This window comes from Streptomyces sp. NPDC101393, from assembly GCF_044767385.1.
Lineage (GTDB): Bacteria > Actinomycetota > Actinomycetes > Streptomycetales > Streptomycetaceae > Streptomyces.
On record NZ_JBIWNU010000003.1, the window covers coordinates 77,593 to 90,077 of the forward strand.

A 12,485-nucleotide genomic window follows, 5' to 3' on the forward strand; every position below is an offset into this window, starting at 1 on the left:
CGTCTCCGCACGCCAAGGAGCGCCACGCCATGCCCGTGCCCCCGCCGCCCGCCCCGGACACCGACGCCGACGCCGACGCCCGAGCTCACGCCCCCGCCGGCCGCACCCCGGGCCCGCTGCGCTTCGGTGTCAACTACACACCCGCCCAGGGGTGGTTCCATCACTGGCTGGACTTCGACCCGGACGCGGTACGCGCCGATCTCGACTCCATCGCCGCACTCGGCCTCGACCACATCCGGGTCTTCCCGCTCTGGCCGCTCTTCCAGCCCAACCGCACCCTGATCCGGCCGCGCGCCGTCGAGCAGCTGGTGTACCTGGCCGATGCCGCCGCCGACCGCGGTCTGGACGTCAATGTCGACGGGCTGCAGGGGCACCTGTCCAGCTTCGACTTCCTGCCGGCCTGGACCCGGACCTGGCACCGCCGCAACCTCTTCACCGACCCCGACGTGCTCGCCGGCCAGGAGGAATATCTGCGGACGCTGGCGGCGGCGCTGGCCGACCGGCCGAACTTCCTCGGGATGACGCTCGGCAACGAGATCAACCAGTTCTCGGACGGCCCGCACCCGGACCCGGACCGTATCGACGACACGCAGGCCGCGGCGTGGCTGGAGCGGATGCTGGCCGCCTGCGAGCGGGGTGCGCCGGGGCGGATGCATCTGCATGCCGAGTACGACGCCGCCTGGTACCGCGACGGCCATCCCTTCACCCCCGCCCAGGCCGCCCGGCAGGGTGCCCTGACGGCGGTGCACTCCTGGGTCTTCAACGGCACGGCGCAGCGGCACGGCCCGGCCGGCGTCGCCACCGAGCACCACGCCGCGTATCTGATCGAGCTGTCCAAGGCCTGGGCGGTCGACCCGCACCGCCCGGTGTGGCTCCAGGAGGTCGGCGCGCCCGCTCCGCACATCCCCGAGGACCGGGCGGCCCACTTCACCGAGGCCACCGTCGTCAACGCGCTGGACTGCCCGGACCTCTGGGGTGTCACCTGGTGGTGCTCCCATGACGTGTCACGGTCTCTGGCGGACTTCCCCGAGCTGGAGTACGGCCTGGGGCTGCTGGACAACGACCGCAGGGTCAAGCCCGCCGGGCAGGCGATCGCCGCCCTGGCCGGGGAGTGGGGCGGCCGCACCCATCGGCCTCCGGTGCGGAGCACCGCGCTGGTCGTCGACGCCGGTCCGGCCGGGACCGCGCCTCGCCGCTCCGTATGCGCGCCCGGCGGCCCGGTCTTCGAGGCCTGGGCGGAACTCACCGCACAGGGCGCCCGCCCATCCCTCGTTCTGGCCGAACTGGCTTCTGATACAGCACATTTGACGGCCCGTGGGATCACGGATGTCCGCACACCGGAGGAGGTCCGCGCTCCGGTCTGAGGACGCCGCACGCCGGATGCACCCCTCCCCCGGGGCCACGGCCCAACCGATGCCCGGCAGCCAGTCATCGTCAGCCGCCCCCGCCCGACACTCCACGGAGTACCCATGACCCGGCAACCGCCCCTCGCGCCCTCCCGCCGCCGTGTGAGGCCGGCCGGGGCGGGCGCCGACGCCCTGCTCGTCCCGGCCCTCGGGAACAGTGCCGCCGCCGTGGCCGGCGCGCCCTCCGTGCGCCCGGACCCGCAACGCGCCGCCGGCCCGGCCCGCCAGGACGCGACGCATCGCCACCCCGCGGACGACACACGTCAGTTCCTGGACGTCACCTGCGGTACGGCGGGCCACGTACCCGGGATCCGACGTACACAGAGCGAGCCGTCCCTCCAGGCCGAGGTCCGGGTCGTGGACGAACTGTTCTCGGCCGCGGACCCCGCGAATGACGGAGCAACGCCCCTGGAAACTCTGTGCTATTGGCGATCTCGCGCCTCACGGGACCGCCCACCCGCACATCGATCACCGCAAGCCCCACCCCTCACCCCTCTCCGACAGATGGAGCCCTCCCGTGCATGACGATCGCGCCCTGGTCGAAGCCCGCCTGAAGCGAGTGCTGGACGAGCGGATCCGCCCCGCCCTCTACCCGGAATCGGTGCCCCTGGAGGTCGCGGCGTGGGTCGCGCCGGGCGAACCGGTGCCCGTCGCGGAAGGGCTGTCCGCCACTCATACGCCGATGGCGGTGGGCGAGGCGTGGGGCGCGCCCTGGGCGACGACCTGGTTCAAGGTACGGGGGGACGTGCCGGCGGCCTGGGCCGGCCGCACCATCGAGGCGGTGCTGGACCTGGGATTCGACGAGCGGATGCCTGGCTTCCAGTGCGAGGCGCTCGTTTACACCCCTGACGGCACTCCGCTGAAAGCCATCAATCCGCGCAATCAGTGGGTTCGGGTGGGCGCGCCGGTCCATGGCGGTGAGCGCGTCGAATGGCATCTGGAGGCCGCGTCCAACCCGGTCATCCTCGATGTCCACCCCTTCTTGCCCACCCCGTTGGGAGACCGGGAGACGGCCGGGGATACGCCGCAGTACCGGCTGGCACGGATGGACCTCGCGGTGTTCGACACCGAGGTGTGGGAGCTGATCCAGGACCTCGAAGTTCTCGGCGAGTTGATGGTGGAGCTCGCGGTGGAAAGCCCGCGTCGCTGGGAACTGCTGCGTGCGGTGGGCCGGGCGCTGGATGCCGTGGACCTCCAGGACGTCAACGGGACGGCGACGGCGGCACGTGCCGAACTCCGGGAGGTGCTGGCGGCGCCCGCGGGCGCGTCCGCGCACCGGATCAGCGCGGTGGGGCACGCGCATATCGACTCCGCCTGGCTGTGGCCGCTGCGCGAGACGGTCCGCAAGGTGGCGCGGACGACGTCGAACATGACGGCGCTGCTGGAGGACGAGCCGGAGTTCGTCTTCGCGATGTCGCAGGCGCAGCAGTACGCCTGGATCAAGGAGCACCGGCCCGAGGTGTACGCCAAGGTCAAGAAGGCGGTGGCGGACGGGCGGTTCGTCCCCGCGGGCGGTATGTGGGTGGAGTCGGACACCAATATGCCCGGGTCGGAGGCGATGGCCCGGCAGTTCGTGCACGGCAAGCGGTTCTTCCTGGAAGAGTTCGGCGTGGAGAACGACGAGGCGTGGCTGCCGGACACCTTCGGATTCGCCGCCGGGCTGCCGCAGATCATCCGGTCCGCCGGGTCGAAATGGCTGCTGACGCAGAAGATCTCCTGGAGTCAGATCAACGCGTTCCCGCACCACACCTTCCGCTGGGAGGGCATCGACGGCACCCGGATCTTCACCCACTTCCCGCCCGTCGACACCTACAACTGCCAGATGGCGGGCAGCGAAATCGCGCACGCCGCGCGGAACTTCAAGGACAAGGGCGCGGCCCGCCACTCGCTCGCGCCGACCGGATGGGGCGACGGTGGCGGCGGCACCACGCGCGAGATGATCGCCAAGGCGCGCAGGCTGCGCGACCTGGACGGCTCGCCGGTGGTGGAGTGGGAGAAGCCCGCCGACTTCTTCGCGAAGGCGGAGGCCGAATACCCTCAAGCACCGGTGTGGGTCGGTGAGTTGTATCTGGAACTGCATCGCGCGACCCTCACCAGCCAGGCGCGGACCAAGCGGGGCAACCGCCGCAGCGAACAGCTCCTGCGCGAGGCGGAACTCTGGTCGGCCACCGCCGCCGCAACGGCCGGACACCCGTATCCGTACGCCGACCTGGACCGGATCTGGAAGACGGTGCTGCTGCACCAGTTCCATGACATCCTGCCCGGCTCCTCCATCGCCTGGGTGCACCGCGAGGCGGAGCGGACCTACGCGGCGGTCGCCGCCGAGCTGGAGGGCATCATCGGCTCCGCGCTCACCGCGCTGGCCGGCCGCGGCGGCGAGTCGCTGGTGGTGAACTCGGCGCCGCACTCCCGCGCGGGCGTCGCGGCCGGAGCGGCCGGGCCGGCGGTGGCCGAAGGCCCCGAGGTAGCCGCCGGGGTCCGCGATGGTGGGGGCTACCTCCTCTCCAACGGCCTGCTGCGGATCGAGATCGACGACCGCGGCCTGGTCGTCTCCGCCCACGACATCGCCGCCGACCGGGAAACCGTCGCCCCCGGCGGGGCCGCGAACCTGCTCCAGATCCACCCGGACTTCCCGAACATGTGGGACGCCTGGGACGTGGACGCCTTCTACCGGAACGTCGTCACCGACCTCACCGAGGCGGACGAGGTCACGCTCGACGAGGCATCGACGCAGGCCGCCACCGTCCGCGTGGCCCGCTCCTTCGGGCACTCACGCGTCGTACAGACCCTGACACTGGCGCGCGGTCAGCGGCGCCTGGACATCGACACCGAGGTCGACTGGCACGAGACCGAGAAGTTCCTCAAGGCCGCCTTCCCCCTGGACATCCACGCCGAACGCTACGCCGCGGAAACCCAGTTCGGGCATCTCCACCGGCCCACCCACACCAACACCAGCTGGGAGGCAGCCAAGTTCGAGGCATGCGCGCACCGCTTCGTCCACGTGGCGGAGCCGGGCTGGGGCGTCGCCCTGGTCAACGACGCGACCTACGGCCATGACGTGAGCCGCACCGTCCGCGACGACGGCGACCGTGGCACCACCACAACCGTCCGGCTCTCGCTGCTCCGCGCCCCGCGCTTCCCCGACCCGGAGACCGACCAGGGCCGACACCACTTCCGCTACGCCCTCGCCCCCGGAGCCACGATCGGCGACGCCGTACGCGAAGGGCACCGCATCAACCTCCCCGAACGCCGGATCACCGGGGCCCGGACAGTGGCGCCCCTGGTCACGGTCGACAACGACGCCGCGGTGGTCACCGCGGTCAAGCTCGCCGACGACGCGAGCGGCGATGTGGTCATCCGCCTCCACGAGGCACACGGTGGCCGCGCCAGGGCCACCCTGACCACCGCCTTCGACCTCGCCGGTGCCCTCACCACCGACCTCCTCGAACGACCGACCACCGACGGCCCCACCATCGAGCGGGAGGGAAACACCGTACGGATGGCGCTCCGCCCCTTCCAGATCGTCACCCTGCGGCTCAGCAGGGCGGACGGCGACCCGAGCACCCAGGCGGCCCTGTAGCGGCGGCCCGCGCCCGGCCCGCGCAGGTATGCGCGGGCCGGATCACGCCGTAGCGGCGCCAGCCTCGCAGCCACTCCCGCAGGTCGGCGAGGTCGGCGAGGTCGGCGAGGACGGCGAGGACGGCGAGGAACCATGTCTCGCTCCCGCGGTTGTCTTCGCGGGCGAGGTCCCGCAGGGCCGAACTGGCAGCAGCGCGGCGGGAGATGTCACCGAGCTCAGGGCAGGCACGTCACGTCACGTCTCGGCACCGCGGTCGCCCCGTCCGCACGTCACCCGGGGTCCGCTGAGCGCGAGCGCGCGTCGCGGCAGGTGTCGCGGCGGGTGTGATGCCGACGCTCACGTCCGGTGCGGCCCGTCTCGGGCCCGTGAGCGCCCGGTTCGTGGCCGTGCGCCGCTTCATGGCGTGGGTCCCGGCCGGGGTCCAGGTCCAGCATGTCCATCAGCAGAGACAGATCGTCCGCATCCCGCGCGCGGCCGGCCAGCGTCTTCCTGGCGAGCCGTCGTTCCTCGTCACCGGGCATGGGGCGAGGCGCGGCGTCATCGGCACTGCGGTGTTCATCGCTCACCGCTGCATTCTCAGCCGGACCGCGCGTCCGCGCAGGTCGAACGAGCCGTCCGGTGCCGTGCCGACGGGACAAGGGAGGCCGCCCCCGTAGGAGGAGTGAGCGCTACGGGCCGCGGGCTCGGCGTCGCGGAGCCGGAGACGGAGGCGCCGTTGCCTCCTTGAGCCGTCGCCGTCCACGGAAGCCGCGCGAAGCTCAAGAGCCCCCAGCGACCAGCCCGAGTCACCGCAAGCGCCTGGCACGGGCCCTGATCCCGGGCACTTCCTGCACTGTCCCCCCCTTGTCGAGCCGCCGCTCCTGTCCGGCGCCGTCGCCCGCACCGCGCGGATGCAGATCACCGGGCAGGGGGTGATGCTGGAGTGGTGGGGGACCGTGCCTAGGAGGATCACACATGTCCATGATGGACAAGCTCAAGAGCATGCTCAAGGGCCACGAAGCCCAGACCGAGAAGGGCGTCGACAAGGCCGGCGACTTCGTCGACGGCAGGACCCAGGGCAAGTACAGCGGCCAGGTCGACCAGGCCCAGGACAAGCTCAAGGACCAGTTCGGCAGGCAGGGGGACGAGGGCAAGCCGCCGCAGTCCTGATCGCGGGGCGGCGCATCGCCTTCGGGCAGCGGCCGCCCCCCTCGGCTCCGTAGCGGGCGCACCGATCGACGCGCCCGCGCGGTGCCATGTATGCCCCATGCGACGCGGAGGTCAGGCCTGGAGCGGTGGTGAATTCGCCTGCTCCGCCCCGCGACCCGCAATCAGGCTGACGGGATGGCCTTCATCCCCGTGCGACTGACCCCCGACATCCTCATGCGCCCCGCAGCGCCGGAAGATGCCGCCGGTCTCTCCCGGGCCTACGGGCGCAACCGCGACCACCTCCGCCCCTGGGAGCCGCGCCGGGACGAGGGCTTCTTCACTCCCGAGGGCCAGTCGAGGCGCCTGCGCGACCAGCTTGCCGAGCAGCATGCGGGCCGGCTGGTGCCGTGGGTCCTGGTGCAGGAGGCCGAGGCCGGTACCGATCCCGAATTCGTCGGCACGATCACCCTCTCCCCCATCGTGCTGGGTCCGCTCCGCAGCGCCGGCGTGGGCTACTGGATCGCCGCGGGCCAATCGGGCCGGGGCCTCGCCACCGCGGCGCTGAACGCGGTGTGCGTGGTCGCCGACGAGGAACTGGGCCTGCACCGGATCGAGGCCGGCACCCTCCCCGACAACCACGCCTCCCCACGCGTCCTGGCCAAGTGCGGCTTCACCCACTACGGCACCGCCGAGCGCTATCTGCACATCAACGGCGCCTGGCGCGACCACTCTCTCTTCCAGAAGATCCTCAACGACCGCCACGCCTGAGCCACGCCCACGGCGGTCCGGCTCCGCCCGCACGAGCGGCCCGCACCGCCCTCGCGGCCGATCGGGTGATCCTGCCCCCGTGACGCAACCCCCGCACCGGCCGCCAGACGTGCCACCGGGCAGTCGGTCACCGCACCCGGTCGCCGCACCCCCGCGCGGCTGCACCCGACGCGGCGGCAGTGAGCCAACCCACCAGGAGGCGATCCGTATGTGCGATACCCCGACGACGGCCCGACCGGCACCGTCCGCCGACGCACCGCACCGGCCGATGCCCGCTCCGTCCGCTCCTTTCGCCGCCCCCCGCGCGGCGTCCTCGTCGCCCGCCGCCGACGCCGGTGCCCCTGCGCGCCCGTGACTGGCCACCGCGGATGCTCAACGCCTCGCGCTGCAAGCCAAGTTGACCAATCTTGGGGGTCCCCCGGATGCCTGAGGCCCGTGGCGTTCTCCGTACGCTCGCGCAGCTGGATGCCGGGGCGGTCACCACGGTGGTCCGATGGCTCGCCTGGTCGGCCAGGACGGCTGCCGTCCCCAGCGAGTCCTCGTCCCGGGCCTCATGGGCCGCGGCCGCCGTCCCGTCGTTTCCGGGCCGGGCCCGCACGGCACCCGCACCCCACGCCGATCCGCACTTCCTCACCTGGTGAGGCGACGACGTCAGCGACCCGGCACCCAGCCGTAGGCGGCCCCGAAGCTGCCCGGAGGCCTCGCGGCGCGGCCCGGGTGCCTACCGGCGCGCGTGACCGGAGGGGGCGTTACTCCGTTGAGTGGGTATGGCCGCGACAGCACCAGTGGGACACCCGGCAGGCGAAGCGCACCAGCCGCAGTGGGTACGCGTCAGTGCAGAAACGATCCGCCAGCCGGCGGACACCCCGATCTTCCGCGAACTCGCCGAGCAGTGGGCCGCCGACGGCCGCACCGTCCCCGGCCACGGCGAAACCGGAAACGCAGCAGCCATGATGCCCGTACCACCGGGCGACTCCGGCACACCGTCCTGATCGGCACTCCCACCCGGCCCCACACACGACGGCGCCCGCCCCCCACACGGGGAGCGGGCGCCGTGGTGGGCGGCCTGATCAGGCCGGGCGGATCTTCTCCGCCTGGGGGCCCTTCTGGCCCTGCGTGACCTCGAAGGTCACCTTCTGGCCCTCCTGCAGCTCGCGGAAGCCCTGGGCGTCAATGTTCGAGTAGTGCGCGAAGACGTCGGCGCCGCCGCCGTCCTGCGCGATGAAACCGAAGCCCTTTTCCGCGTTGAACCACTTCACCGTGCCGGTAGCCATACCTGTCTCCTTCGTTCAAGGGGCTTGAATCGGCTTCCGCGTACCGCGGAACCCGGAGGTGATCGCCCTGGTCCGGAGAAGCACTGCACAGCACGAGCGCCCGTGAATGCGACACGGGCGCCCGGCACTTCGGAACCACGACAGCTGATCAGGACGCTACACCGAGCGACGCCCGGCAGTCACCACAACCGTGGCAGACGCGTCATCGTTCACCAGGCAAGGTCATAACGGGTTCCTCCGGATACACGACGGGTCGGACGGGTGTACGACAACGGAGCGCGGTCCACGCCACTGCGGGCCGCAGGCACCGGGCGAAGACCATCAGGCAGGCGTCCCGGGGTCCGCCGGTCCGCGCTGCTTTCTGCGCCACCACATGCCCGCACCGAGCCCGGCGAGCGAGACCACCCCGACGGCCGTCAGCGTCCACAGGAACGGGGCGGGCGAGCCGGTTCTCCGCTCCCCCGCGGGCAGCTGCCCGCCATGCGCCGTACGGACGGCGTTGCCCGCTTCGTTCCGGGGCCCGGCGGGTGACGGGGTGGGGAGCATGCCGACGGCCGCGGCGCGCGGAGCTGCGGCGAATCCCCAGTCCAGCAGGGACCGCGTCTCGTCGTACACGGCGTTCTCGGTTCCGGACTGCGGGTTCATGACCGTCACCAGGAGGGTGCGTCCGTTGCGTTGGGCGGCGGTGACCAAGGTGTTGCCGGCCTGGGTGGTGTAGCCGTTCTTCACGCCGATCAGGCCGCGGTACGCCTCGACGCCGCGCGCCCCGACGAGCAGCCGGTTGGTGTTCTGGATGCCGAAGGCGTCCTTGCCGCCGGCTTCGGGGAAGCGGGCCCACTTCGTCGAGGCGAAGCGGGCGAAGTCCCGGTTGGTCAGCCCGGCCTTGCCGAAGAGGGACAGGTCGTAGGCGGAGGAGTGCTGGCCCGGCGCGTCGAAGCCGTCCGCGGATCTCACGGCGGTGTCGCGTGCGCCGAGCCGCTTCGCCATGGCCTGCATGTCCGCGACGGTCTTCTTCCAGCCACCGTTCATGGTCGCGAGGGTGTGCACCGCGTCGCCGCCGGAACTGAGGAAGACGCCGTTCCACAGATCGGCGACGCTGTACCGACCGCCCTCCTTGATGCCCACAAGGGAGCTGCCCGCCTCGATGCCGACCAGGTCCTCGTTGGACACGATCCATCGTGCCCGTTGCGGGAACTTCGGGAGGAGGGTCACGGCGAACAGCGTCTTGAGGGTGCTGGCGGGCGGCAGCTGCCGGTGGGCGGCCTTGGCGGCGAGGATCTTGCCGCTCCGGACGTCGCTCACCATCCACGACAGGGCCGAGACGCCGGGCGGAGGGGACACACCGGGCTTCGGAAGGAACTGCACTCCGTTGCCGTCGAGGCGGCTTCCGGCGCCGGCCGGGTGGACGCCTCGCAGGTCATCCATGCCGTAGGGGCCATCGGCGAATGCCGGGGCGGACGTGGCCAACACGGTGGCGGCGCAAACGGCCGCTACGGTCGCGGCTCTGACGGGAAGGCACCTTGCTGAGGACATGATCCCAAGCTAAGAAGGTCCCCGGCCGGGCGCCGGTTGTCGTACTCCATCCGGTCAACGGCGCGCTCGACCTATCGGCGCGCCGCCGGATCCGGGCGCCGAGGTGCAGGTGTGACGAGGCATCGGCCGGAGTGGCGCGGGGCGCCACCCGGTCCGCTGCGGACCATGGTGACGCCCCGGCCTCCGGGATGCGGCCTCCCTACGGGATGGGGCCTACCAGATCTCGTTGACCCACTCGGGGTGGTCGATGAACGGGTTCCGATTGTGCTGGTACTTGTCGAATATCACCTGGTTGCGGTGCTCTTCGAAGGTGTCCGGCGGGTCCTGCTGGCTCCACGTCTTCAGGACCGAGAGCCGGCCGATGTTCGGCTGGGAGCCGTTGTCGACCTTGTCGTTCGGCTCCAGGTCGGGGAATCCGCCCTCACCGTCGTAGCGGACCGCCATGTAGAGGATCATGCGGGCGACGTCGCCCTTGACCGCGTCGCGGGGCTCGAACGAGTCGTCGTCGGTGTAGTTGCCCGGAGCCTCGCCGACCTCCGTGCCGCCCTTGTCGAAGTCCTTGTTGCCACGGGTGCTGTTGACGGACACGTCCGCCGGGCGCAGGTGGTGGATGTCGGTGCCCGGCCCGGTCGCGGTCCCGAAGTCACCGTGCGACTTCGCCCAGACATGCTCGCGGTTCCACTGGTCCGGCTCGCTGCCATGGGCCTCCTTGCTCTGGGAGCGTCCCGTGTAGAGCAGGATGACGTTCGCGGAGTTCTTCGGGTCCTCGTCGGTGTCCTGGAGGGCGTCCCAGACCTGGGAGTACGACAGCTTTCCGGTTTGGGTGCTGCTGATGATCTGGTGCAGCGAGTCCTTGAGGGCGGGTCCGGTCTTTCCTATGGCGTCTTTGTAGTAGGTGTCGTCATAGGCGCCGGTGGATAGGGACGAGCGCTGGGCGGCCGACGCGTCGGCGGCACCGGCGTGGCCGGCCGGATGGGCGGTGGCCGGGATCTGCGCGCCCACCGCCACCAATACGGTTCCGGCGGCTACGGCCAGCGCGATACGACCGCGACGGGTCACATGGGTGTGGTCCACGGATGTGTCCTCTCCCCGAAAATGTGGCACCCGGCCGCAAGATGTGGGGGCGCGGCCGGCGCCGGCCGCTGGGTGGACGGCCGCTGGCAGCTTTCCATCGGAGTAATCACCACAGTGTGAACGGCAAGAGAGGATTGTGTGATCAGATTGTGGTGGCCGTCGAATCCGGGCGGAATCACCTCGTCAACTCCGGTCCATCCTCCCGCTGTTTCCGCCATTTTCTGCACAGGCAGCGGCAATTGACACCATTGGCTGGTATAGGCGGCCAAGTATCCATAGCTTCCCGTCACCCGATCCACCGTCAGGAACCCGCCACACCCGCCTCGCGGGACTCCGCGGACGCAGCGGAGGGGGAGGGAGAAGTGGCGGCGGTGGCAGTCGCGGCCGCGGACCGGCCCGTACGGCGGAGGAGATCCGGGAGCAGCGTGCCGTTCCCGGCCACCGTGAGTACGGCGCCGAGCCACAACAGGCCCGCATGGCGGCGGCGTTGAGGGCGAGCCCACCGAGCGAGGAGTCGACGATGACGCCGAGAACGATGAAGGAGGAGTGCATCGAATTCACCAACTGCGCGACAGTGCCGCGCCGTTGAACGCGGATGGACATCTCCGGAGCCCCACGAGGGGCGCGGGGAAAGCCCGACGAGGCGCCCGATAGGGAGCTCCCGAAGGAGCAAGGCAGGTCAGGTCAGGTCGAGTGCGCCAACCGCCGCCCCCGAACAGCCCCGTCCCCCCCGTTCCCGGGTTCCCCCGGTTCCCCGCTCCGGTCAGGGACTCCACCGATACGGGACCGATCAGTTCAGAACGGTTCCGGCGACAGCACACCGAGCGTCGAGCCGACCGCTCACGAGCGCACCTCGCCTCGCCCGCACCCCGGTCGCCCCCGCTGCTCTCATCGGGTGAACCGCTGCCGCCCGCGCAACCGGAGAGGCACGGCTCGGCTTCACAAGACCTGACACCTACTCGGGATCGCGAGCTGTGGAGGCCCTTGATGTCGCTGTACTGCGAACAGCCCCCGAAGAGCACCAGCCCTTGGACGGACGCGTCCGGCAGCGGCCGCGCACCGTCGGCCCGCCACCGCGCCACCTCGGTCTACGGGGCGACGCCGGACTACCGCGCCATGCCGGGCTACGGGGCGCTGCCGGAATTCGGGGCCGCGTCGGACATCGAGGCACTTCCGGACTACGAGCTCGCTCCCCCGCGCCCGGACGAGCGCCTCGCCCCGTCCGCGCAGCCGGACGCAGTCCTCCACGACACTCTGCTGCTGTCGCCCCCGCAGACGGAACGCTTCCTCCCGCCTCCGCGCCCGGAGGACCGGATCTCTGGCGCACCGCGTGCGGCCGACCGGCCCCCGTACCTCCCCCCGGCCCCGGCCCCCCGGCCGCCCTTCCTCCCCGAGGACCGGCCGGCGCCCCGGGTGTCGACGCCGGACCTGCGGCGGCTGGACATCCAGGCGGCGCTCACCGCGGCCGGCGTGGCCCCGGTGACCGGCGACTCGGCGGCCGTGCACCAGATCGCCCACCTCGACGAGGCCACGGTCACGGCCGTCATCAGCTGGATCGGCGCAGCCGCACAGGGCTCGGAACGGGCCCGGCCCCGGCCGTTCTGACCGGGCCCCGCCTGCGGGCGCAGCCCGGGTCCGACGGTGACGGCGTACGCGGCGGCCACAAGCGGCGACCGGTCGGCGTCCGCGGCCGTCGCGCGTCGCTCTGAGTCACCGCCGGTC

Annotated in this window: 11 protein-coding genes; 7 read left to right on the forward strand and 4 right to left on the reverse strand. The window is 71.7% G+C overall.

From position 1 onward, the window contains the following. The first annotated feature begins 116 nt into the window (after positions 1-116). Positions 117-1,364, forward strand: a complete 1,248-nt coding sequence (locus ACIRQ7_RS10255; protein WP_404262282.1) for a glycosyl hydrolase — start codon at positions 117-119, stop codon at positions 1,362-1,364. A gap of 559 nt (positions 1,365-1,923) precedes the next feature. Then, a complete protein-coding gene (locus ACIRQ7_RS10260; RefSeq protein WP_404261464.1) occupies positions 1,924-4,986 on the forward strand; it encodes an alpha-mannosidase in 3,063 nt (1,020 codons plus the stop codon). A 269-nt stretch (positions 4,987-5,255) separates the two neighbouring features. Here the strand turns inward: ACIRQ7_RS10260 and ACIRQ7_RS10265 are convergent, their stop codons facing one another. Then, a complete protein-coding gene (locus ACIRQ7_RS10265) occupies positions 5,256-5,552 on the reverse strand; it encodes a hypothetical protein (RefSeq protein ID WP_401476972.1) in 297 nt (98 codons plus the stop codon). A gap of 388 nt (positions 5,553-5,940) precedes the next feature. Between ACIRQ7_RS10265 and ACIRQ7_RS10270 the strand changes: the two genes are divergently transcribed. The 4 genes from ACIRQ7_RS10270 to ACIRQ7_RS10285 all read left to right on the forward strand — a co-directional run bounded on the left by ACIRQ7_RS10270 (position 5,941) and on the right by ACIRQ7_RS10285 (position 7,874). Continuing rightward, complete coding sequence (locus ACIRQ7_RS10270) at positions 5,941-6,135, forward strand: antitoxin (RefSeq protein WP_403669598.1); 195 nt, start codon at positions 5,941-5,943, stop codon at positions 6,133-6,135. Between the two features lie 174 nt (positions 6,136-6,309). Beyond that, positions 6,310-6,882, forward strand: a complete 573-nt coding sequence (locus ACIRQ7_RS10275) for a GNAT family N-acetyltransferase (protein WP_404261465.1) — start codon at positions 6,310-6,312, stop codon at positions 6,880-6,882. A 422-nt stretch (positions 6,883-7,304) separates the two neighbouring features. Continuing rightward, positions 7,305-7,523 (forward strand): hypothetical protein, encoded by a 219-nt coding sequence (locus ACIRQ7_RS10280; RefSeq protein WP_404261467.1) that lies wholly within the window; start codon positions 7,305-7,307, stop codon positions 7,521-7,523. A gap of 126 nt (positions 7,524-7,649) precedes the next feature. Continuing rightward, entirely contained in the window at positions 7,650-7,874 is a 225-nt protein-coding gene (locus tag ACIRQ7_RS10285) for a hypothetical protein (RefSeq protein ID WP_401476960.1), read from the forward strand. Between the two features lie 78 nt (positions 7,875-7,952). On the opposite strand, the gene ACIRQ7_RS10290 is transcribed toward ACIRQ7_RS10285, so the two are convergent. From ACIRQ7_RS10290 to ACIRQ7_RS10300, 3 genes are all read right to left on the reverse strand, one after another. Further along, complete coding sequence (locus ACIRQ7_RS10290) at positions 7,953-8,156, reverse strand: cold-shock protein (RefSeq protein ID WP_401476957.1); 204 nt, start codon at positions 8,154-8,156, stop codon at positions 7,953-7,955. Between the two features lie 321 nt (positions 8,157-8,477). After that, positions 8,478-9,581 carry a D-alanyl-D-alanine carboxypeptidase family protein gene (locus ACIRQ7_RS10295; RefSeq protein WP_404261469.1) on the reverse strand — a complete coding sequence of 368 codons (1,104 nt, stop codon included), beginning with the start codon at positions 9,579-9,581 and terminating at the stop codon, positions 8,478-8,480. A 321-nt stretch (positions 9,582-9,902) separates the two neighbouring features. Beyond that, positions 9,903-10,763: an endonuclease I family protein gene (locus ACIRQ7_RS10300; RefSeq protein WP_404261471.1), complete on the reverse strand. Its 861-nt coding sequence runs from the start codon at positions 10,761-10,763 to the stop codon at positions 9,903-9,905. Between the two features lie 987 nt (positions 10,764-11,750). On the opposite strand from ACIRQ7_RS10300, the gene ACIRQ7_RS10305 reads away from it, so the two are divergent. Next, entirely contained in the window at positions 11,751-12,368 is a 618-nt protein-coding gene (locus ACIRQ7_RS10305; RefSeq protein ID WP_404261472.1) for a hypothetical protein, read from the forward strand. Positions 12,369-12,485 lie beyond the last annotated feature (117 nt).